General features: G+C 63.3%; 20 protein-coding genes. 2 read left to right on the top strand and 18 right to left on the bottom strand.

Annotation, left to right across the window (positions count from 1 at the left end; all coding sequences use genetic code 11):
• Window positions 1–160: 160 nt before the first annotated feature.
• The gene (locus tag J3P86_RS11890) at window positions 161–586 is read right to left on the bottom strand and encodes a VOC family protein (RefSeq protein ID WP_434697934.1); all 426 of its coding nucleotides are present in this window, start codon (window positions 584–586) and stop codon (window positions 161–163) included.
• A gap of 124 nt (window positions 587–710) precedes the next feature.
• On the opposite strand from J3P86_RS11890, the gene J3P86_RS11885 reads away from it, so the two are divergent.
• Window positions 711–1589 (top strand): LysR substrate-binding domain-containing protein, encoded by an 879-nt coding sequence (locus J3P86_RS11885; RefSeq protein WP_434624117.1) that lies wholly within the window; start codon window positions 711–713, stop codon window positions 1587–1589.
• 15 nt (window positions 1590–1604) lie between these two features.
• Here J3P86_RS11885 and J3P86_RS11880 read toward each other — a convergent pair whose 3' ends face one another.
• From J3P86_RS11880 to J3P86_RS11810, 15 genes are all read right to left on the bottom strand, one after another.
• Window positions 1605–3215: a gamma-glutamyltransferase family protein gene (locus tag J3P86_RS11880; protein WP_434700373.1), complete on the bottom strand. Its 1611-nt coding sequence runs from the start codon at window positions 3213–3215 to the stop codon at window positions 1605–1607.
• Between the two features lie 41 nt (window positions 3216–3256).
• The gene (locus tag J3P86_RS11875; protein WP_305495035.1) at window positions 3257–4036 is read right to left on the bottom strand and encodes an amino acid ABC transporter ATP-binding protein; all 780 of its coding nucleotides are present in this window, start codon (window positions 4034–4036) and stop codon (window positions 3257–3259) included.
• Between the two features lie 2 nt (window positions 4037–4038).
• The gene (locus J3P86_RS11870; RefSeq protein ID WP_305495036.1) at window positions 4039–4815 is read right to left on the bottom strand and encodes an amino acid ABC transporter permease; all 777 of its coding nucleotides are present in this window, start codon (window positions 4813–4815) and stop codon (window positions 4039–4041) included.
• 12 nt (window positions 4816–4827) lie between these two features.
• Entirely contained in the window at window positions 4828–5634 is an 807-nt protein-coding gene (locus J3P86_RS11865; protein WP_434700372.1) for an ABC transporter substrate-binding protein, read from the bottom strand.
• 76 nt (window positions 5635–5710) lie between these two features.
• The gene (locus J3P86_RS11860; RefSeq protein WP_434624124.1) at window positions 5711–6379 is read right to left on the bottom strand and encodes a GntR family transcriptional regulator; all 669 of its coding nucleotides are present in this window, start codon (window positions 6377–6379) and stop codon (window positions 5711–5713) included.
• 237 nt (window positions 6380–6616) lie between these two features.
• Entirely contained in the window at window positions 6617–7558 is a 942-nt protein-coding gene (locus J3P86_RS11855; RefSeq protein WP_434624126.1) for a helix-turn-helix domain-containing protein, read from the bottom strand.
• 92 nt (window positions 7559–7650) lie between these two features.
• Window positions 7651–8415 carry a 2-keto-4-pentenoate hydratase gene (locus tag J3P86_RS11850; RefSeq protein ID WP_434700370.1) on the bottom strand — a complete coding sequence of 255 codons (765 nt, stop codon included), beginning with the start codon at window positions 8413–8415 and terminating at the stop codon, window positions 7651–7653.
• Window positions 8412–10019, bottom strand: coding sequence for a bifunctional 3-(3-hydroxy-phenyl)propionate/3-hydroxycinnamic acid hydroxylase (locus tag J3P86_RS11845; RefSeq protein WP_434700368.1), 1608 nt, complete (start codon window positions 10017–10019; stop codon window positions 8412–8414). The genes J3P86_RS11850 and J3P86_RS11845 overlap by 4 nt, the downstream gene beginning before the upstream one ends.
• Window positions 10020–10033: 14 nt before the next feature.
• Window positions 10034–10885, bottom strand: a complete 852-nt coding sequence (locus J3P86_RS11840; RefSeq protein WP_434624132.1) for an alpha/beta fold hydrolase — start codon at window positions 10883–10885, stop codon at window positions 10034–10036.
• Window positions 10886–10911: 26 nt separating this feature from the next.
• Complete coding sequence (locus J3P86_RS11835) at window positions 10912–11514, bottom strand: amino acid synthesis family protein (protein WP_434624134.1); 603 nt, start codon at window positions 11512–11514, stop codon at window positions 10912–10914.
• Window positions 11515–11528: 14 nt separating this feature from the next.
• Complete coding sequence (locus tag J3P86_RS11830; protein WP_305495050.1) at window positions 11529–11978, bottom strand: VOC family protein; 450 nt, start codon at window positions 11976–11978, stop codon at window positions 11529–11531.
• Window positions 11979–11989: 11 nt separating this feature from the next.
• Window positions 11990–13030 carry a YCF48-related protein gene (locus tag J3P86_RS11825; RefSeq protein ID WP_434700367.1) on the bottom strand — a complete coding sequence of 347 codons (1041 nt, stop codon included), beginning with the start codon at window positions 13028–13030 and terminating at the stop codon, window positions 11990–11992.
• A gap of 12 nt (window positions 13031–13042) precedes the next feature.
• Window positions 13043–13837: an SDR family NAD(P)-dependent oxidoreductase gene (locus J3P86_RS11820; protein WP_434624138.1), complete on the bottom strand. Its 795-nt coding sequence runs from the start codon at window positions 13835–13837 to the stop codon at window positions 13043–13045.
• Between the two features lie 25 nt (window positions 13838–13862).
• Window positions 13863–15353, bottom strand: coding sequence for an aldehyde dehydrogenase family protein (locus J3P86_RS11815; protein WP_434700366.1), 1491 nt, complete (start codon window positions 15351–15353; stop codon window positions 13863–13865).
• A gap of 10 nt (window positions 15354–15363) precedes the next feature.
• The gene (locus tag J3P86_RS11810) at window positions 15364–16905 is read right to left on the bottom strand and encodes an acetolactate synthase large subunit (RefSeq protein WP_434700365.1); all 1542 of its coding nucleotides are present in this window, start codon (window positions 16903–16905) and stop codon (window positions 15364–15366) included.
• Window positions 16906–17178: 273 nt separating this feature from the next.
• On the opposite strand from J3P86_RS11810, the gene J3P86_RS11805 reads away from it, so the two are divergent.
• The gene (locus J3P86_RS11805) at window positions 17179–17931 is read left to right on the top strand and encodes an IclR family transcriptional regulator (RefSeq protein WP_434700364.1); all 753 of its coding nucleotides are present in this window, start codon (window positions 17179–17181) and stop codon (window positions 17929–17931) included.
• A 183-nt stretch (window positions 17932–18114) separates the two neighbouring features.
• Here J3P86_RS11805 and J3P86_RS11800 read toward each other — a convergent pair whose 3' ends face one another.
• A complete protein-coding gene (locus tag J3P86_RS11800; RefSeq protein ID WP_434700362.1) occupies window positions 18115–19440 on the bottom strand; it encodes a hypothetical protein in 1326 nt (441 codons plus the stop codon).
• A gap of 82 nt (window positions 19441–19522) precedes the next feature.
• On the bottom strand, window positions 19523–20872 hold the full coding sequence (locus J3P86_RS11795; RefSeq protein ID WP_434624148.1) for an aminotransferase class III-fold pyridoxal phosphate-dependent enzyme: 1350 nt from the start codon (window positions 20870–20872) through the stop codon (window positions 19523–19525).
• Window positions 20873–20878: the final 6 nt, after the last annotated feature.

Here is a 20878-nt window from a genome sequence, read left to right as displayed (position 1 = left end):
CTGCATTACCTGTGGGAGCGAGCCTGCTCGCGAAGACGTCGGCACATCCAACATCACTGCAAGCTGACCCTCCGCTTTCGCGAGCAGGCTCGCTCCCACAGGGATAGGGAGTGTTCAGCCTTGCATTCAGCTTGCTTCCACAGTCTTTAACGCCCAACCGTTATTTCGCGAACAGCTGGCTCATGTCCTTGAACGCCTTGAACTCCAGCGCATTGCCGCAAGGGTCGAACAGGAACATCGTCGCCTGCTCGCCCACCTGGCCCTTGAAGCGGATGTAGGGTTCGATCACGAATTCGGTACCCAACGACTTCAATCGCTCGGCCAGCGCTTCCCATTCAGCCCAACCCAACACGACGCCGAAGTGCGGCACCGGCACATCGTGCCCATCCACGGCATTGCTGTGCGCGTTTTCCTGGGAAGCGGTCTTCGGATGCTCGTGGATCACCAACTGGTGCCCGTAGAAGTTGAAGTCGACCCATTGATCACTGGAACGGCCCTCCTCCAGCCCGAACACCTGGCCATAAAAGTTTCGGGCTGCCGCGAGGTCATAAACCGGGATTGCGAGATGGAAGGGTGAAAGGCTCATCAGGACTCCAAATGACAATATTCTTGTTCAAGGGCACGCTCATCAAGGCGTGCCCTATCGTAGGCGCGGCCACTGAACAATAAAATCAATATAAATTTCTCAGAATCACAATTACTCTTGATGAATGATCAAAGAACTCAAGACCCTCATCGCGGTGGCGCGCGAAGGCACCTTTGCCGCCGCCGGGCACAGAATCGGCCTCACCCAGGCGGCGGTCAGCGCGCAAATCCAGCGTCTGGAAGCCGAACTGGGCTTCGAGCTGTTCGACCGCAAGGGACGCTCGGCCCACCTCAACAAGCGGGGCCAGCAGATACTCCTGCAAGCCCAGGAGCTGCTCCGTCTTTACGACAATCTCGGTTCCACCCTGCCCGGACTACCCGCCAGCGTCCTGGTAAATATCGGCGCGATCGCCTCCGTCCAGCGCTCCTACCTGCCGGACGCCCTCGCCAGGTTCCACCAGCAATGTCCGCAATGCCGCACGCGTGTGGTGCCAGGCCTGTCGGTCGAGCTGATCAACCTGGTGGACGCCGGCGAAATCGATCTGGCGGTGATGATCCGCCCGCCGTTCTCGCTGCAAAGCGACCTGCGCTGGACGACCCTGGCGCTTGAGCCCTACCGGTTGATCGTCCCCCGTGGAATGCTCGGCGAGGACTGGTCGGCGCTGCTGTCCAGCCAACCTTTCATCCGCTATGACCGGTCGTCCTTCGGTGGCAGGCAGGTCGACCGTTTCCTGCGGCAGATGCACTTCACCTTGCGCGAAGTGTGCGAGCTGGATGAACTGGACGCGATCATCAAACTGGTGGAAAAAGGCGTCGGTGTCGCCCTGGTGCCGCAGACATCGGCCCATCAGCCATGGCCGAAAGGTGTGCGGGCGCTCGACTTGGGCCAGCACACCTTTCACCGCGATATCGGCCTCATCCATCGGTCGCGACAGAGCCTTGCCGACCCCGTCGCGACCTTGGCCGAACTGATTCAAGAGCAGGCCGGCGGTGGTGTTGGGTAACGCCCTCTGCAGCGGCTACCAAACCGCGATATGCGCATCCGCCCGCGGTTCGGTCCCGCCACACAACACGCCACTGACCGGATCGCGCAGGATGATCTGGCCGCGCCCGTAATCGGTCAGGTCGCTGGCGACCTGAACCTCATGGCCGCGGCGTGCCAGGGCATTGACCAGGTCCCGTGAAGCGCCCTGCTCGATGCCGACCTTCATCTCGCCCAGCCACTGCCAGCGCGGCGCATCCAGGGCCGCTTGCGGGTTCAGGCCGAAATCCACCAGGTTCATGACCATCTGCACATGCCCCTGGGGTTGCATGTAGCCGCCCATCACGCCGAAAGGACCGAGAGCCTCGCCATCGCGGGTAAGAAACCCGGGAATGATGGTATGGAAGGTCTTCTTGCCTGGGGCCAGGCAATTGGCGTGGGCCGGATCAAGGCTGAATTCCTGGCCGCGATTCTGCAGGGCGATTCCGCTGTCGGGCAGCACCACGCCGGAGCCGAACCCGTGGTAGTTGCTCTGGATGAACGAGACCATATTGCCCTCGCCGTCGGCGGTCGCCAGGTACACCGTGCCGCTGGCGTGGGGATCGCCGGGCTTCGGCGGTTGGGCCTGTTCGCCGATCTGTCCGCGACGGCGGGCGCTGTAGTCATCACTGAGCAAATCAGCCACCGCCACGCGCATGTGCAGGGGGTCGGTGATGTGGTGCAGGCCGTCGCTGTAGGCGAGCTTCATCGCCTCCAACTGGCGATGCCAGGTCTGCTGGCTGTCACGGTGATCGAAGTCGAAGCCTTCAAGTATTTTCAACGCCATCAAGGCCACGAGGCCCTGCCCGCTCGGAGGGATCTCCCAGACGTCCACGCCACGGTAATTGACGTGGATGGGGTCGACCCACTGGGCGTGATAATCCTTCAGGTCCGAGGCACGCAGGTAGCCGCCGCTGGCTCGGGAATGGGCATCCAGGCGCTCGGCCAATGCGCCGCGATAGAGGCTTTCGCAGCACGTGTCGGCCAGTTCCTGGAGCGTGCGGGCCTGGGCCGGGTTGCAGAAAATCTCCCCGGCCCGTGGCGCGCGACCTTCGATGAGAAAGGTATCGAACCAGGCCTCCAGGACCAGATCGCGATGAGGCGTGAGCTCGTTCACCGCGACCTGCCATTGATGGGCAACCACCGGCGACACTACAAAACCGTCCCGCGCCAGGCTGATCGCCGGTTGCAGCAACTCGGCAAAAGGCAGCTTGCCGAAGCGCCGAGACAGCTCGGCCCAGGCCGACGGGCAACCGGGAACGGTGACGGGTGTCCAGCCATACACCGGCATCTGTTCATGGCCGGCCGCTCTGACCGCCTCGATGCTCAAGGCCGCCGGTGCATGGCCGTTGCCGTTGAGCCCATGCAACTGGCCCTTGCACCAGACCAACGCGAAGGCGTCACCGCCGATACCGCAGCCGGTGGGCTCCACCACCGTCAGCGCCGCCGCCGTGGCGATGGCGGCGTCAATGGCGTTGCCGCCTTTTTGCATGATCTCGATGCCCGCCTGGGCTGCCAGGGGCTGGGATGCGGCGACCATGCCGCGACGGGCAAAAACGCTCTGGCGCTGCGACGGATAGGGGTATTCGTGGGCAGAAAATTTCAGCATGGCAAAGGCTCTTCAATACGGGAATTCATGGCCGGGAAAGGTCACAGCACGCGACTGAGAAAGGCCCGGGTGCGCGGGTGGATGGGGTGACAGAAAATCTGCTCCGGCGGCCCTTGCTCGATGAGCTCGCCCTGATCGAGCACCACCACGCGGTCCGCCACTTCGCGGGCAAAGCCCATCTCGTGGGTCACCACGACCATGGTCATGCCCTCCTCGGCCAACTCCTTCATCACCTGCAGGACCTCGCCAACGGTTTCCGGGTCGAGGGCGCTGGTCGGTTCGTCGAACAGCATGGCCTGGGGTTTCATCGCCAGCGCGCGGGCAATCGCCACCCGCTGTTGCTGGCCGCCGGAAAGCATCGACGGGTAGTGATCGGCCTTGTCCGCCAGGCCGACCCGCTCCAGCAAGCCGCGAGCCTGTTCCAGCGCTGCGGCGCGAGGCACGCCGAGCACTTGGATCGGCGCCTCGATGATGTTCTCCAGGGCGGTCATGTGGGGGAACAGATTGAAGCGCTGGAACACCATGCCGATGTCCCTTCGTTGGCGGGCGATGTTGCGCTCCGACTCACGCACCAGGCTGCCGTCGGCCCGCTCGCGGTAACCCATGGCCTGGCCATTGACGCGAATGCGTCCGCCCTGGATGTCTTCCAGCAGATTGATGCAACGGATGAAGGTGGTCTTGCCGGAGCCTGACGCACCGATCAGCACCACCACTTCACCGCGCCGCACCTGCAGCGAGATGCCCTTGAGAATCTGCAACTCACCGAAGGACTTGTGCACGTCCAGCGCCTCGATGATCAGCTCTTCACTCTTGTGCGCCATGGTCAACGTGCCCTCAGCAGATTCAAGGTGCTGCGACCAAACATCCGCAGCGACGCCGGCGGCGGTGACGACGGCCGGTCCGACTGGCCGAAACGGCCCTCCAGCCAGCGCTGGAAAAAGCCCCACAGGGTGGTCAGCAGCAGGAAATAGATCGCCACCACCAGGTACAACTCGAACACCCGGAACGTCGCCGACGTGACCATCTGGGTACTGAGCAGCAGTTCCTGCACGCCGATCACGCTGACCAGCGTGGTGTTCTTGAGCATCACGTTGAACTCGTTGCCCAGCGGCGGAACGATGACCCGGAACGCCTGGGGCAAGACAATGCGACGCATCAGCTTGGCGAAGGTCATGCCCAGGGAACGTCCGGCCTCGTATTGGCCCTTGTCCACCGCACCGATGCCGGCGCGGATGATCTCGGCCATGTAGGCGCCCTCGTTGAGACCCAGGGCGATGATCGCCGCCTGGATATTGCCGGGCACCACCAGGCCGAACAGTTCGATGTCTTCGAAGCGGAAAATCCCGCCGGCGGCCAGCGCGGTGTAGAGAAAGACGATCTGCACCAGCAACGGCGTACCGCGCATCAGCCACACGTAGAAGCGCACCGGCAGGTGCAGCAGCGGGTTCTTCGACAACCGCAGCAGCGCGGCCGCCAGCCCCAGGGCACAGCCGAGCAGCATCGCCAGCACGCTGATCAGGCAGGTCAGCCACAGCCCGGTGAGGTACACCTCACTGGGCTGCAACAGGTACTGCCAGAACACATCCCAATTGAAATTCATCGACGGTTCGCCTCAATCAAGGGTGTCACTGGAGACATGCCATTTGCCGAGCAGTTGGCTGTAGCTGCCATCGCTGCGCATATCGCCGATCACCTGCTGCACGGCGGCGGTCAGTTGCGGATCGTCCTTGCGAATACCCAGGCCGGTGAGAATCCGGCTGAACGCCGGCACGCCTTCCTCGAACAGGTCGGGGGCCATGGTGGCGTAGTAACCGGCGGTTTCCACGGTGGTGCCGTAGGCGTCGACCTGGCTGATGCGCAGGGCCTGGAAGGCATCGGTGTCGGTGTTGTAGACCACCAGCTTCATCGGCGGCTTGCCGGCCTTGGCCAGAGTTTCGTTCTCGGCGTCGAGCAGGGTCTTGATGGTCGAACCGTTGAGTACCGCGACCTTGTGGCCGGAGAGACTCTGCAGCGTCTTCAAGCCCTTGGGATTGCCCTTGGGCACCACCACCGCCTGGCTGGAATACATGTAGTTGACGATGTCGATCACCTCGCGGCGCTCGGGCTTGTCGAACAGCTGGTCGACGATCATGTCGCACTGCCGGGCCAGCAGCGCCGGAAGCAGTCCCGAGAAGGGAATGACCCGCCATTCGACCTTCTTGTCGCCCAGGCGCTTGGCGATTTCCAGCCCCAGGTCCACGGTCAGTCCCTTGGGTTTCTGCGCCGCATCGAAGGACACCAGCGGTGGCGAATCCATGCCCGAGCAGTAGACGAGTTTATCGGCCTTGAGCAGACGCTCCGGGACAACGGGCGCAGCCGCCGCCCATTGCGCGAAGAAACCCAAGGATAAAGCGGCGACCAACAGGCGAGGCTTATGCATGACCAGACACTCCAGTTCAGTAAATGACGGCAGTACTCAAAGTCAAAACACGGGGCAGGCTTAAAGCCTGCTCTCGTTATTTTTTCGATTGCAGAAACTCGATCAATTCAGGAACGGTGCCCTCGATGTGCGCACGCACCACCGCCTCGGCCTTCCCCGCATCGCCTGCACGCAGGGCATCGAGGATCAGCGTGTGCTCCTGGCGCGCACTCAGGGGCTTTTCCACGTGCTGCAGCCACAGGCGCATCGGCGCTTCGATCAGCGAATAAAGCGCGCTGATCTGCTTCAGCAAGCGCGGCCGACCGCTGAGGCTGCATAGATATTCATGGAACGCGCGATGGCGGCTGACCCACTCGGCGCTCTCTTCGCGGTAATCGTCCATCTCGTCCAGCAGGCGCTCCAGGGCTGCCAATTGACGCTCACCGATCTTTGCTGTCGCGACACGCACCGCCAGGCCTTCCAGTGCGCTGCGCATTTCGAAGACTTCGTGCAGTTCGTCAATGTCCAGGCCACTGACCACCGCGCCGCGATTGGGCCGCAGGGTCACCAGGCCCTGGGCATCCAGACGCCGGAAAGCCTCGCGCACGGGCATGCGGCTCATGCCGATCTCGTTGGCGATGTCCTCGGCGATCAGCCGGTCGCCTTTGCGCAGGCGACCGCCGCAAATGGCTTCGAGCAGAAAGTTGTAGGCTTCTTCCTCGGCAGTGATGGGCGGACGTTCAGCGTAGGTCGGGGCAAACTGCATGGCAGCACCTTCTGCATTTTTGTATCCAATTATCCATGGATTCACAAAAGCAGCATGCGTGCCAACCGCGCCGCTGGTTGTACAAGGGATTGATTTTGAGGAAGTTGTTGAGGAAAACGGCGGGCGCGCTACAGGCTGGGTCGCACCCGGTGTGCTACCAAACAGCTCAGCGGCTGCCTTTTATGAGTGCAGGACAGCGCTTCGGTAACACCGCGATGCCGTTCACTTAAGGCATGTTCATGCGGGTGCCCGGGGTGTATCGGAAGGCGACTCACCAAACAGCGCCCGGTAATGGGCGGCAAAGTGGCTCAGGTGGAAAAAACCCATCGCCACGGCGATCTCGCTGACATTCAGCGCGGTCGCGCGGGTGCTGATCAAACGACGACGCACCGCATTGAGCCGCAGGTTGCGCAAATACTCCACCGGACGTATCCCGGTGACCGCCTGGAAGCTGTTCTGCAGGGTCCTGCGGCTCACGCGTAATTGTTCGCACAGGTCCAGGATGCTCAACGGCACTTCGGCGCTGGCCATGACCAATTCCTGGCACCGCTTGACCAGGTAGGCATTGACGGCAACGTTGCCGCGACGCCCACGCACCTCGTCCGAGGCATGGCTGAACAGATCGAGGAAAGCATTGAGCAGGACGTCTTCGAGGATTTTTTCCACGGCGGGATTGGCGGCGCTCGCCTGTTCCAAAAGGTGACGAAACAGCGGTTGGATCTGCTGCTGGACCCTCGACAACACCGCTTCATCCACGCTGATTTGCGAAACGCTTTTCAGGCGTTTGAGCTGTTCGTCCGCCAGCTCATAAGCCGCCAGCTTGGCAAAACGCACCGTGTCGACGTTGGCCGCGAAGAAATGCGTGCCTTCCGGGGCGTGCAAGATGAAGTCTTCGCCGTCGCGCAACAGCACGACGCTGTGGGCGCCGACCTGGTGCCCTTGGACCACCGGCGCATTGCCCAGCGACAGGGCAATGCACAAGCGCCCTTTCGGCGCGCTACCGCGCTGCACCACGCGTTTGTCCAGCACCTCCTGGAAGATCTGGAAGCGCTCGGCGCACACCTGCCGCAGCTCGCTGGAAAGGCAGCCACGGCCGAGTTGGTCATAGACCTGATGCCAGCCGAGGATCGAACCGGCGTGTTGTTGAGGATCATTGAAGGTACGAACTTCGGCGAACATGATCGTTGTTCCTCGGTGGCCCTGCGCTTATTGCCCGATGCTGATATCCAAAGAAATCGATAAACCCCGTGGTGTCCTTGAGAGAATTGTTCTCATCGGTGAAAAACCAAAGCCAGTTCCGTGCCAAGCATGTGCAAGCGATATTCGCCGGGCCTGATGTCCAACGGCGCCAACAACGACCCGGAAAGCACCACCTGCCCCGCCTCAACGCATTGCCCATCGGCCAGTAATCGCCTGACCAGCCAACACAAATTCGACACCGGCGTGTCCTCGCGCGCCAGCACGTTTCCTTCTCCGCATGCCACCCCGTCGCATTCCAGCCGGTAGTTCACGTGGGGCAATTGATCAGGACTGAACCCCACCCGTGGCCCCAGGCAGTACAGCCCCGCGGCGGCGTTGTCGGCCAGGAACGCGCCGACGCCGAAACGCCAGCCCTGCCAGCGGCAATCGGCGATCTCAAACGCTGGCACGACCTCCGACACGGCGGCGAGGATGTCCTCGTCGCTGTGAAAACCAGGCTCCAGCGCGCGCCCGAGGACAAACGCCAATTCGATTTCCAGCTTCGGCTGGATCAGCCGTGCAAGCGCCACCGCACCGCCGGGCTCCACGGCCATGGCATCGGTCAAGCCGCCCAATACCGGCTCATCGAGCCCGAAGCGTTCCTGCGCCGCGCGGCCAGCGAAAGCGACTTTCCAACCGCTCAACTGCTCACCGCCGGCCTGGCGTCGGCGCAACGCCTCGCGCTGCAAGGCGTAGCCCTTCGGTAAATCGAAAGCCTGTGATTCCAATGAAGGCAAGGCATGTACCGCCTGCGCGGCGTCGTGAAGCCGGACCAACAGATCATCTTCACGCCTCATGACAGTTGCTCCGCCAGTTTGCGCAACACGCCTTCGAGCCGCTCGGGCGTGGTGATCGCCGCGACAAACCGATCCGGCCGCACCACCACGATGCAATCGCGCACCCTGGCAAACCACTCGCCCAGACGGTTATCAACGTCCTCAATGCCTATGGCGCCGTCGGCCGCCAAGGGCTGGTTGCGCCCCGCGCCACTGCGCGAACGATTGATCTGGATGAAGCGCGTCTCCCAGTGCGCCCACCAGGCCGCGGTTTCTTCGCTCAGGTGCGCGGCCGGATTGACCCGATAACCGAGCACCGCGTAGGAATGCCCCAGCACCTCATCCAGCTGTCGACGCTGCCCTTGGGCATCTTCGATTGAAGGCTGGATGAACAATTGCCCGACCAGGTCATCCTCGTGCAGTTCGGCGCGCTCGTGGTAGACCAGGCCTTTGGTGATGGTCGCCTTGGGTTTGAACTTGAACTCCAGCAAGTGCGAGCGAAGGTTGTCGACGCTGTTCACCGCCTGGAACAACCAGTCCCGCACCCCAGCCATCAGTGGGTTGGTCAGGCCGAGGACCGCGCCCATGTTGTCGGCCAGCGCGATGAGGTCTGTCGCATGGCCGCGGCGCTCCTGGTCGTAACTGGCGAGTATCGCCGGTGATGCCCGGCCCTGGAGGATCGCCGCCAGTTTCCAGGCCACGTTGACCACGTCACGCAGGCCCGAGTTGAGTCCCTGCCCGGCCCAGGGCGGAGAAATGTGCGCCGCATCGCCCACCAGCGCCACGCGGCCGGCGACAAACCGCGCCGCCACTCGCGAGTTGTGGGTGTAGGCACGGATCCGGATGATTTCCAGCTGATCCACCGCATCGCCGATATGGCCACGGATCAGCTGTCGGATCGTTGTTTCTTCGCACATGCGGGCCTCGTCCTCGCCTTCCAGCAGCATGAACTCCCAACGTCGTTGCTGGTACGGCAAATAGATGCACACGAAGGGCCGCTGGGGATCGGCATGCAGAGCTGTGTACGGCGCATCCAGGGTGTCGTTGGCCGTGTCGACCACCACCCATTTGCGCGGATGGGTCAGCCCCAGCAGCTCGATACCGAGTTTCTTGCGCACGCTGGAGCGGCCGCCGTCGGCACCGATCACGTACTGTGCACTCAACTGATACAGCTCACCCTGGGCATCGCGCACCTGCAAGGTCACGCCCGCTTCATCCTGCTCCAGGTCGAGCATTTCATGGCCTTGACGCAGCTCGACGCCCGCGTGCTTGCCCAACTGCTCACGCAAGGTGCCTTCAAGCAATTGCTGCATGAAGATGTTGCGCATCGGCCAGCCATAGTGGGCCGTGCTCGGCTTGACCTCGGCAAAGCACACACCGCGTGCGTTGTAGTAACGCAGGGGCACGTTGCAGATCATGTCCCGCGCAGCCAGCTCCGCAATGCCGATGCCTTGCAGCACGCGCAGCGCTTCATCGTCCATGCCCACCGCCCGGGGATACGGCAGGATGCCCTCGGCCAATTCGAGGACGATGCAGTCGATGCCGTACAGCCCCATGTAATGCGCCGCCGTGATCCCGTTCGGGCCGCCGCCCACGATGACAACCTGGGTTTTGTCCTGCTTCATCGCTATCCACCGCTTTATTGTTGTAGTTGCAAGAGTTGATCACGCAGGTAATCCGCGACAACCCGGTTGAACACGTCGCCCTGGTCGTCATGGACATAATGGCTGGCGTCCGCGATTTCCGCCGTCAGCACCCGCGGATTGGCCTCGCGCATCGCCTCCAGGGTTGCCAACGGAAGAAAATCCGAACGCGCGCCACGGATGAACAGCGTCGGGCAGTCCAGCGCCCGCACCGCGGGCCACAGATCAGTCGGGGTGATGCTCAGGCGCGCCTCGGCAATGCCCTTCTGGTCATGACGCCATTCGATGCCCGTCGGCGTCTGCTTCATGGAAAAGCGCAATCGGGACGCCAGCGCATCGGCCGACAGACCCGGTCGCGACTGCCGCCAGAACTGCGCGGCGCTGTCCCAGTCGGGAAACACCAGCGGCGTCTGGCTCATCTCGCGGCGGATACGCTCGGCGCCCTCGCCACGGATCGACGAACCGGGGCCGATGTCCTCGATTACCAGCGCGTGCAGTCGCCCGGGATTGAGCCGGGCGTACTCCAGCGCGTTGGTGCCGCCGAGGGAATGGCCCACCAGGACAAAACGCTCCAGGCCCAGATGAGCCACCCAATCTTCCAGGTCGCTCACATAGCGCTCGGTGCGATAGCTGGACGCCTCGGCCCAGTCACTCTCGCCACGGCCGCGCTGATCCAGCGCATGGCAGACATACTGCTCGCCCAGCGCAGCGGCCAGCGGCGCCCACGTCTGGGCGTAGGAGCGCAGCCCATGGAGCAGCAGCAGCGGAATTGCTGACGGGTTGCCCCAGCGCACATAACGCAGGCGCATCCCCGTCCGATTGGTGAAAAACTGGCTGTTTGCCGACATACGTTTGCTCCCGCGATCAGCGCGCTTCAGTACAGGCCGTCGTTGCCCTTGACGTCCGCTGCCTGGAGGCCGCCCAGACGCGCATGCAGACGTCCGCGCGTGGCGAAGGCCCAGATGATGATCAACTCGTCCGCTGAAGGACCGTCACCGAACGAAAGCGAAATGCTGTCGTAGTGCGAACGCACATACAGCGCGTCCTTGTGGGCCAGCGGCACATCGATGGCCGTACCCGGCCCACCGCGCTTGCCGGTGGAAGGCACCCAGGATTTGCCGCCGCCCAAGGCCAGGCGAATCGGGTCCGCCGCCGGGTTGGTCAGTAGCGCATTGCCGTGTTCGTACTCACCCTGGCTGCCCACCAGGCAAGCCTTGCCGTAGCTGATGATGTGCCGCCCGCCCGCCAGTGCCTGGATACGCCGGCCGAATTCCTCGCCCAACAACGGTGACGGTTCGATCAGCTCGGCCAGGCTCTCGCTGAAGCGTCCGGCATAAGGATTGGCGATCACCGCACCGATGGCGTATTTGAACAACGGCTCGCCATCGGCGAGCTGGCCGGTTTCGTTGGCCAGGGTTTCCTCGACGAAGCTGTACCATTTGCGGATGTGGTAGCTGGCGAAATTCGCGTTTTTCATAACGGAAGCCTCTTTCAAAGTGGGTCGAGATCGAAGTGCCGGCTGGGCGCGCCAGCGGCCTTGAAGCGGGCCTTGCCGCGCTCGTCGTCGTGTTCGGACTCGAGGAAAAATTCCATGCGATTGCCATCGGGGTCGTTGAAATACACGCCGTTGCCGATCTCGTGATCGGTGATTTTCACCACCTCGACGCCCTTGTTCAGCAACATGCCGTAGAGCTGGCGCAGGGTGGTCATGTCACCCGCGATCTCCAGCCCGTAGTGCTGCAATCCCAGGCCGCCCTGATGGGCCCCCGGTGCTGCGCGGATCAAGGCGATGTCGTGGTGCTTGGCACCGAAGGCCATCATGATCCAGCTTTCACCGCGGGCACTTTCATGCATGCCCAACACGTCGGCGTACCAGCGCGCCGACACTTCAGGGTCGCTCACGAACAGCGACAGATGAGTACGAACGACCTCGACTTTCATCGCGCGATACCTCAGTTTTTCTTGACGATGGATTGATGCCCGGACTTGATCTGCGCCACGGCGGGCGTCCAGAGCACATCAGCGATTTCGCTGAATTCACGCCACTGCTTCTGCCAGCCATCACCGCCGTTCTCGGAGGTGAACAGGTGTCCGTACTTGGTGCCGGCGACGATCTGCCGAGGATCAGCCGGGTTGAAGGCAATCGCCCAGACACACGAGTTGGGTTGTTGCGACAGCGGCAACACTTCCCAGCTCAAAGCTGCGTCCCGGGAAACCAGCACCTTGCTGGTGGTGCCTGGCGTGCCGTCGGAGATGCTCAGGTACAGGGTGTCCTCGCTGCCCAGCGGCGCGTTCATGGCGCGCACGTAATACAGGCCGAAGGTTTCCCGGGCGACGATGCCGGTCCAGGTCTGCCCCTCGTCGAGGCTGCGGTAGACGGCATTGACACAGACCACCACGATGACTTTTTGCCCATGGTTGGGCAGGACCAGGATGTTGTGCACATCCGAGTTGTAGTCCCACAACAAGCGGTCATCGACGCGGGTCCAGCTTTCGCCGCCATCGCGGCTATGGAACAGCCCGCCCTCTTCCAGGCCGAACCAGAGCTGGTTGCGATCCGTCGGGTCGTAGGCGAAGGCCAGCAAGCGTGGACGACTGACGCCGTCGCAGAACTCCGGAATCTCCACCGGGGCACGATCCCAGCTCTGGCCACCGTCGAGGGTGCGCCACAGCACCGCCCGGGAAGGCGCGCCGGTGCCGACGAAAATCCGTTGTGCGTCCTGCGGATCCACGGCGACCTTCCAGACGGTCTGGCCATTGAACGGCGAATCCACCCGCTGCCAATAACCGCCAGCATCCCGGCTGATGCACAGGCCGACGTCGGTGCCGGCGTAGATCACTTGGGGAGTGCCTGGGTGGAAACTCAGCGACCGGGTGATTGCATCGAATTCCAGATCCTGGCCCAGGCCCAGGCGATGCCAGGTGCGGCCATCGTCGGCGCTGCGGATGACCGCCTGCCCTACGGTGGCGACTAAAAGCGTTCCGTTACTCATCACAGCTGCTCCTCAAATGAAGATGCCACGGGTCAGGCCGCCATCGATGCCGATGGATTCGCCGGTCACCGCGCCGGCCTTGGGGGACGCGAGGAAACCGATCAGCCAGCCCATTTCGATCGGCGCCAGGGTGCGCCGGATCGGCGTCGCGTCGATGTAGCCCTGCTCCACCTGCTCGGGCGTCTTGCCCTGCTTGACCCCTTCGCGCTCGTACAACTCCTGGATGTGCGGGGTGTCGACCACGCCGGGGTGAATCAGGTTGACCGTGATGCCGGATGGGCCCAACTGATCGGAAAGGGTCTTGGTCATGTGGGCGATGGCCAGGTTGCGCATGCCCGAGAGCACCTTGCTGCCGCGCCCGGTCAGGCCACCGATGTTGATGATGCGACCGAAGCCGCCGGCCTTCATGTGCGGGGTCACGGCCTTGGCGCACCGGAAATAGCCGATCACCTTGGTGTTCAGGTCCGAGAGCAATTCGTCGTCGCCGGCATGCTCGATGTCGTTGCGCACCACGCCGGACGGGGCCGCGGCGCCGTTGACCAGGATGTCGATCCGGCCGAAGTGCTTGTGCGCGGCCTGGACCATGTCGGACACGGCCGACATCTGGTTGGTGTCACAGAACAGCGGCAGCACGTCGTTGCCGGTTTCGGCGCTGATTTCCTCGGCGGCTTGCTGGAGATACTCCATGCGCCGCGCGCAGATCACCACCTTGCAGCCCTCCTGAGACAGAAAACGCGCGACTTCCTTGCCGATACCCATCCCACCGCCGGTGACGATTGCCACGCGGCCTTGCAATTCCAGATCCATAACAGTTCCTCTTGTGATTATTCGCTCAGGCCAGATCGACAAAGACACTTTTGGTTTCGGTGTACGCATCGATCACGTTCTTGCTCATTTCCCGTCCCCAACCGGATTGCTTATAGCCACCGAAGGGCGACGCCGGGTCGACGACGTTCCAGCAGTTGATCCACACCGATCCGGCCTTCAACTGCGCGGCCACGCGATGGGCGGAACGCAGGTCACGGGTCCAGAGACCGGCCGCCAGCCCGTACGGCGAGTCGTTGGCGCGCAGCACCAGTTCATCGATTTCGGTCCAGCTCATGACGGTCAGCACCGGGCCGAAGATTTCTTCCCGGGCGACGCAGGCGCGCTCGGCACGGTCAAGAAACACGCTGGGGCGAATGAAGTGGCCCTGCTCCAGGTGGGCCGGCCGGTCGCCGCCGCAGATCAGTTCGGCACCCTCCTCCTGGCCCCGTTGCAGGTAGCCACGGACCGTGCCCAATTGCCGGGCCGAGACCAGCGGGCCCATGCTGCTGGCCGGATCCAGGCCTGGCCCGAGGACATGCGCGGCCGCGTGGCGCTGGAGTTCTTCAAGCACATGGTCGAGGACGCTGGCGTGTACGTAGAGACGCGAGCCGGCGGTGCAGACCTGGCCCTGGTTGTAGAAGATGCCGTCGGCGGCACCCTTGGCGGCGCGGACGATATCGGCGTCCGGCAAGATGATGTTCGGCGACTTGCCACCCAGTTCCAGGGAGACCTTCTTCATGTTGCCGGTGGCCGCCTGGGCGATCAGCCGGCCGACCTGGGTCGAGCCGGTGAAGGCGATCTTGTCGACGTCCGGATGCCCGGCCAGCGGTGCACCGGTCTGGGCACCGAGGCCGGTGAGCAGGTTGACGACGCCGGCCGGGAAGCCGGCGGCCTCGATCAACTGCACCAGGCGAATCGCAACCAGCGGCGTCTGCTCGGCGGGCTTGAGCACCGCGACACAACCGGTCGCCAATACCGGGCCGAGCTTCCACACGCACATGGTCAGGGGGAAGTTCCACGGCACGATCAATGCGCAGACGCCCACCGGTTCGCGCAGGGTGTAGTTGAGCATCGGTGCGCCGCTGGCGGGCGACACTGGCAGCGTGCTGCCTTCGATCTTGGTCGGCCAGCCGGCGAAGTAGCGAATGATGTTGGCCGCGCTCGCCGCTTCTCCACGGGCCGTGGCAATCGGCTTGCCGTTTTCCAGGGTGATCAGTTGCGCCAGCTCTTCGCGATGCTGATCGAGCAGCTCCGCCAGACGAAACAGCAACAAGCCCCGCTGGGCCGGCGACTGCTGCGCCCAACTGCCGGTGAAGGCTGCGCGGGCGGCAGCGACGGCGGCGTCGACGTCCCGCTCAGCGCCTTCGGCCACTTCGGCCAGGGTCTGTTCGGTGGCCGGGTTTTCCACGGCGAACTGGCGGCCGCCGGCGGCGTCCTGCCAGGTGCCGCCAATGAACAGGCGCCCCGGCTGCGACAGGAACTGCTCCACGGCAGGTAACAATTGGATCTGGCTCATATCCGCTCCTTCACAGCGCCATTTCGATCAGGCACGGGCCGCCGTCGGCCTTGGCGTTTGCCAGGGCGCGCTGCAACTCGCCATTGGTATGCACCGTGCTGGCCGGCATGCCGTAGCCTCTGGCCAGGGCTTTCCAGTCGATGCGTGGACGGTCCAGCACCGTCAGGCTCAAGGCCTCGGGGCCCAGCTCGGTCATGCCGAAGCGGCGCAGTTCGTTCTGCAGGATCGCGTAGCGATGGTTGGCCGCGATCAGGATCACCACCGGCAATTGTTCGCGGGCGATGCTCCATAACGTCTGGATGGTGTACTGGGCGCTGCCGTCCGATTGCAGGCAGAACACCTTGTTGCCCCGCTCGGCCATGGCGGCGCCGAATCCCACCGGAATCCCCTGGCCGATGGCGCCGCCGGTATTGGTCAATACGCGATGCCGCGCGGCATGGGCCGAGGCGGTGAAAAACGGATAACCGCACGTGCCGCCTTCGACGGAAACGATACTGTCGTCCGGCAGCGACGCGGCCAGCACCTGCCCGACCGACTGAGGCGTCAGTTCAGCCTCGGCGGCGGGCAGCTCGATCCCGATCGGCGTAGGTATATGCGCCGGCGCCTCAAGCGCATCGGCCAGTGCGGTTAGCGCTCCGGCAACGTCGTCGCCCACCTCGGCCAGACACAACAGCCGCTCACGCTCCGCCAGCCGCGACGCAATGCCTTCGTAGCCGAAATAGCTGATGGGCTCGGGGACGCCGGCGCAGACCACGGCGTCGTATTGGTCGAGGATTTCGATGGCCACTTCGGGAAAATAAGGCAGGCGATCCAGGTCCGGCAGGCCACCGCCGCGATAGCTCAAGCGCGGGAAGGTTTCGGCGAACATCCGCACGCCGGCCAACCGGGCCAGGCGCCCCGCCGCTTCCAGGCCAGCGACCGAGAGGCCCTGGTCGCCAACGATGAACACCAGCCGCCGACCGTCACGCAGCGCCCGCGCTACTGCTTCGACCCGATCACCGGCAAAGCGCCGGACCGGGGCCTGCAAAGAGCTGAAGGCTTTTTCCCGCTGCACCGGGCTGGCTTGCAGATCCATCGGCAGGATCAGGCTGGCGATCTGGCCCTTGGCTTGCCAGGCGGCGCGCACCGCTTCCTGGAAATCTTCGCCAATGCCCGCTGCCGTGCGCGAGGTGCGCACCCAGCCGGATACGCTCCCGGCCAACGCCTGGATATCACTCGCCAGCGGCGGATCGTAATTGACGTGCCATGAGGCGTGGTCGCCGATGACGTTGACGATCGGCGTGTTGGCGCGACGGGCGTTGTGCAGGTTGGCGATGCCATTGGCAAAACCCGGCCCGAGGTGGGTCAGGGTCATCGCCGGCTTGCCGGCAATCCGGCCGTAACCATCGCCGGCACCGGTGCATACCCCTTCGAACAACGACAACACCGGCTTGAGGGCTGGCGCGCTGGCCATGGCCGCTACCAGGGGAATCTCGGTCGTCCCGGGGTTGGCGAAGCAGTACTCGATACCGCTTGCCACCGCCGCCTTCACTATCAGTTGCGCACCATTCATTTCCAGCCCTCTTCATCGAGCGTTTGCAGTGGCTGAGATTTACACACATGAAAAACGACAAAACAAGTTATTTTTTAACGAAAAACTCGTATTTTGAGATTTAAGTGATTTTATCGAGCTTAAACGTCGGTCTTGAGACTTGTATTTCTCAGGTATTGGGTTACCTTGGCAGCGCACGCATGGACGACCTCGCAGGCTTTTCATCAGCGACGCGCCTACCTATAGTGCTCACCCAAACGGCCACCTACGCGCCACTCCCCCTTTAGGAGCGAAATGAGCAGCCTGAGCAAAATGCTGAGCGTCCTGGACCTCTTCGGCCCGGATCGACTGAAGATCGACCCCGATACCATTGCCGAACGCATGGGCCTGTCGCGGGCGACCGTGTACCGTTACGTCAAGGACTTGTGTGACGCGGGCCTGTTGACCCGGGTGGATGCCGGCAGCTACGGCCTGGGGCCGCGCATCATCGAGCTTGACTGGATGATGCGTCAGTACGACCCGATCCTCGTCGCCGGGCGCGAGCTGATGCATGAGCTGTCCGAACAGACCGGCCTCGCCGTGTTCGCCAGCGTTTTTTATGACGGTCACATCATCAATACCTACATCGCCGACCCGAATGACACCTACCAGTTCTCATTCGGCCGCGGCCACCCGCTGCCGTTTTTTCGCGGTGCCCAATCCAAGGTATTGATTGCCTTCCAGAAAGGTCGGCGGCTGCAGCGGCTGTTCGACGAGCACCTGGCCAACGACCCTGCGAACACCTACGACTGGGCGGGCTTTTCCAAGGCGACAAAAAAGATCCGCAAGGACGGCTATTGCCTGACGCACGATGAGCTCAATCAAGGGCTGACCGGTATCGCGGCGCCGATCATCAATCCCGGGCTCGATGAAGTGGTGGGCAGCCTTTCGGCCGTCGGCAGCACCCAAAGTTTCAAGCTGCTGCGCCAGGAAACCGTGATTGAAATGGTCATGGACACCACCCGGCGGATTGCCGAACGGATGCAAAATCCGCCCGCTGTCGGCTAAAGGCCGGGGCTCAAGTGAAACAGCTCCATGTGGCGAGGGGATTCATCCCCGTTGGGCTGCGCAGCAGTCCTGAAGCCAAGCAACTCGGTGTATCAGACAGATTGAGTTGGCTGTATGGGGCTGCTTCGCAACCCAGCGGGGATAAATCCCCTCGCCATAGGGTTTTGCAAGCATCTCCAAAACTCAAAACGGCACTGCCACCGTCACCTGGCTATAAACATTGGTGCCATTGCCCGCCACTTGATTGCCCCCTGTCGTCGCATCCCGATCCGGCTTGTAGAGGCCTACCAGCGGCGTGATGATCAGATGCTCGTTCACCGCCCACTCGGCGTACAGGTCCAGCTCCCGGGCATCCAGGTTCACGGCGTTGTCCTTACGCACCGTGTTGAAGTCGAAGTACAACGCACCGAGGGTCAGGTTCTCCAATGGCCTGGCGGTCAGGCCTAGATGGTGGATGCCGGTATTACTGTTGAACGGGCCGGCATAGTTCCCCGCGACTTCGCCCTGGAACCAGGTGCCGTAACCGGTGCTCTGGCCGGTGAACAGCGAGTCCCATTTTTGCGAATAACGGGTGTAGCGGTAGGTCAGCTTCGGCGTCCAGGCGATATCGGCAAAGGTGTAGCCGGCCTCGGCGTACCAGGCGCTCTGCGGGCCGGCGTCCTTGTCTTGCCAGGCGTATTCGAAGGCCAGGCTGGCGTTCTCAATGCCGGCATCGCCCTCGCCGCGAACACTGTAGACGTCCATGCCCTTGCGCTGGCGCTGGAAATCACTGGCCCAGCGGTCGTTCACGTCCATGCCATGCACCCAGGTCAGCCCCAGCGTACCGGCCTGGGTGGTGTAGTCCAGCGTGCCGGCGGCCAGTTCGGTTTCGGCCTGGGCGCGGTTGTCGGACTTGAGCCACAGCACACTGCCGTGCAGCCCATCCTGCCCGCCCAGGCGCAACACGGCGGTTTGGTCGAACGCATGCCGGGCGGCCAGGTAATAGGCGCCACCACGGTTCAAACGTCCGTCCGCCGGGCCTTTGCCCAGGTTGGGCCCGTCATCGTTGATCAGGAATCCCCGGCCCAGCTTGACCACCTGGCGGCCGCCGGAGATATCGATACCGTCCCGTCCCAGCACCGGGAACAGGTCGGCGGAGCGCCAGCCCAGGTAAACGTCTTCGATCTTCGTCGTGCGCTCGCTGCCCAGCGTATTGCCGGCCGCATCGCCATCGCCCCAGGTGGCCGAACTGACCAGATTGAACGCGCCGTAGGCGGTGCCATGACCGGCAAGACCCTGGTCGCCGCTTAATCCATACTTGATGAAGCCCTCACGCCAAGTCGAACCGCCGGACCTGCCGTCGTAATTCTTGCGGCTGTTGAAATGGCCGAACACCGCGAGCATGTCGGCGTTGAGGTGCGTGTCGTCATCGGCATACAGCTCATAGGCCTGGACCTGGCTCGCGGCGCAGAGCGCCAGCGTGCAGGCAAGACCACTGCCGAAAAATTCCATACGCGCTAGGGACCGCATGGCTGAGCTCCTTGTGGTGCGCCTTTGCAGGCTGTTTTTTTATTTGGGGAGCCGGCGCAGCACGCTACGCCGGTGGACCGGGTCAGCGGCAGTTGGCGAGCGCGTCATCCAGCGCGTCGACCATCAAGCCGGCCTCATCGGAGGTGAGGGTTAGCGGCGGCGAGAGGACGATCTTGTTGCCGATCGGGCGCACCAGCACGCCGGCGCGGCGCGCATGCTCGGCGATGCGCGAGGCCAGCCCGGTGGCCGGGTCCAGCGGTTCACGGGTGGCCTTGTCCGCCACCAGGTCGAGAGCGATCATCAAGCCCTTGCCGCGTGCTTCGCCGACCACCGCGTGACGCTCAGCCAACGGTTGCAGTTGCTCCAGCAACTGGGCGCCGACCTTGCCGGCGTTGCGCGGCAAATCTTCGGCCTCGACGATGTCCAGCACCGCCAAAGCCGCGGCGCAAGCGGTCGGGTGTCCGCTGTAGGTGTAGCCATGCATGATCACGCTGCTGAAACCCGGCCCGTTCTCGATCGCCTCGACGATGCGCCGGTTGAACACGGTAGCGCCCATGGGCACGTAGCCGGCCGTGATGCCCTTGGCCAGGCACAGTACGTCTGGCGAGACGCCCCAGCCACGACTGCCGAGCATGCAGCCGGTGCGGCCGAAACCGGTCACCACTTCATCGGCGATCAGCAGGATGCCGTGGCGATCGCACACCTCGCGCAGGCTCTTCCAGTAGTTGGCAGGCGGGACGATCACGCCGCCGGCGCCCTGCACTGGCTCGGCGATCAGCGCGGCGATGGTCTGCGCACCGAGCAACGCGATCTGGTCCTCCAACTGACGAATGCAGTGGGCGGTGAGCTCCTGCGGGTCGCGGCAGTCCCAGGGGTTGCGGTACAGCCAGGGCGTGTCGAGCAAATGGCAGCCGGCCAACAGCGGCCCATGGTTGTAGTGATAGACGCCGTTGCCACCCACCGAGGTGCCGCCCATGTGCACGCCGTGGTAACCGTTGCGCAACGACAGGAAGCGCGTGCGTCCGGGTTCGCCGCTGGCGATCCAGTATTGGCGGGCCATTTTCAACGCGGTCTCGACTGCGTCGGAACCGCCGGAACTGAACAGCACCCGCTCCATGTTTTCCTCGGCAAACATCGACGTCAGCCGCTCGGCCAAATCAAACACCCGAGGATGCGCGATGCCGTCGAAGGTCTGGTAATACGCCAGTTCATCCATCTGCGCGGCAATGGCCGCCTTCACCGAAGCACGGTTATGGCCAACGTTCACGTTCCACAACCCGCCGACACCGTCGAGCATGCGATGGCCTTCGATGTCGGTGATGTAGTTGCCGTCGCCCCGGGCAATGACCAATGTCTTCGAGCGGTTCGCGGGGGCCGATGAACTCATCGGATGCCAGAATTTCTTTTGCGCTGTCTTGTAGTGCTCGTACATGGTTGC

It is taken from the genome of Pseudomonas sp. D1-1, assembly GCF_051132225.1.
In the GTDB taxonomy this organism is placed as follows: domain Bacteria; phylum Pseudomonadota; class Gammaproteobacteria; order Pseudomonadales; family Pseudomonadaceae; genus Aquipseudomonas.
Note: the sequence above shows the minus strand (reverse complement) of the source record. Positions and strands in the feature narration are given on the sequence as shown.

Bases quoted from the DNA above. Each gene is read 5' to 3' on its own strand.
- J3P86_RS11850 (WP_434700370.1), bottom strand. From the start codon at position 8,415: ATGAGGCGTGAAGATGATCTGTTGGTCCGGCTTCACGACGCCGCGCAG.
- J3P86_RS11830 (WP_305495050.1), bottom strand. From the start codon at position 11,978: ATGAAAGTCGAGGTCGTTCGTACTCATCTGTCGCTGTTCGTGAGCGAC.
- J3P86_RS11810 (WP_434700365.1), bottom strand. From the start codon at position 16,905: ATGAATGGTGCGCAACTGATAGTGAAGGCGGCGGTGGCAAGCGGTATC.
- J3P86_RS11875 (WP_305495035.1), bottom strand. From the start codon at position 4,036: ATGGCGCACAAGAGTGAAGAGCTGATCATCGAGGCGCTGGACGTGCAC.
- J3P86_RS11805 (WP_434700364.1), top strand. From the start codon at position 17,179: ATGAGCAGCCTGAGCAAAATGCTGAGCGTCCTGGACCTCTTCGGCCCG.
- J3P86_RS11865 (WP_434700372.1), bottom strand. From the start codon at position 5,634: ATGCATAAGCCTCGCCTGTTGGTCGCCGCTTTATCCTTGGGTTTCTTC.
- J3P86_RS11820 (WP_434624138.1), bottom strand. From the start codon at position 13,837: ATGGATCTGGAATTGCAAGGCCGCGTGGCAATCGTCACCGGCGGTGGG.
- J3P86_RS11860 (WP_434624124.1), bottom strand. From the start codon at position 6,379: ATGCAGTTTGCCCCGACCTACGCTGAACGTCCGCCCATCACTGCCGAG.
- J3P86_RS11880 (WP_434700373.1), bottom strand. From the start codon at position 3,215: ATGCTGAAATTTTCTGCCCACGAATACCCCTATCCGTCGCAGCGCCAG.
- J3P86_RS11890 (WP_434697934.1), bottom strand. From the start codon at position 586: ATGAGCCTTTCACCCTTCCATCTCGCAATCCCGGTTTATGACCTCGCG.
- J3P86_RS11845 (WP_434700368.1), bottom strand. From the start codon at position 10,019: ATGAAGCAGGACAAAACCCAGGTTGTCATCGTGGGCGGCGGCCCGAAC.
- J3P86_RS11825 (WP_434700367.1), bottom strand. From the start codon at position 13,030: ATGAGTAACGGAACGCTTTTAGTCGCCACCGTAGGGCAGGCGGTCATC.
- J3P86_RS11835 (WP_434624134.1), bottom strand. From the start codon at position 11,514: ATGAAAAACGCGAATTTCGCCAGCTACCACATCCGCAAATGGTACAGC.
- J3P86_RS11815 (WP_434700366.1), bottom strand. From the start codon at position 15,353: ATGAGCCAGATCCAATTGTTACCTGCCGTGGAGCAGTTCCTGTCGCAG.
- J3P86_RS11870 (WP_305495036.1), bottom strand. From the start codon at position 4,815: ATGAATTTCAATTGGGATGTGTTCTGGCAGTACCTGTTGCAGCCCAGT.
- J3P86_RS11885 (WP_434624117.1), top strand. From the start codon at position 711: ATGATCAAAGAACTCAAGACCCTCATCGCGGTGGCGCGCGAAGGCACC.
- J3P86_RS11795 (WP_434624148.1), bottom strand. From the start codon at position 20,872: ATGTACGAGCACTACAAGACAGCGCAAAAGAAATTCTGGCATCCGATG.
- J3P86_RS11840 (WP_434624132.1), bottom strand. From the start codon at position 10,885: ATGTCGGCAAACAGCCAGTTTTTCACCAATCGGACGGGGATGCGCCTG.
- J3P86_RS11855 (WP_434624126.1), bottom strand. From the start codon at position 7,558: ATGTTCGCCGAAGTTCGTACCTTCAATGATCCTCAACAACACGCCGGT.
- J3P86_RS11800 (WP_434700362.1), bottom strand. From the start codon at position 19,440: ATGCGGTCCCTAGCGCGTATGGAATTTTTCGGCAGTGGTCTTGCCTGC.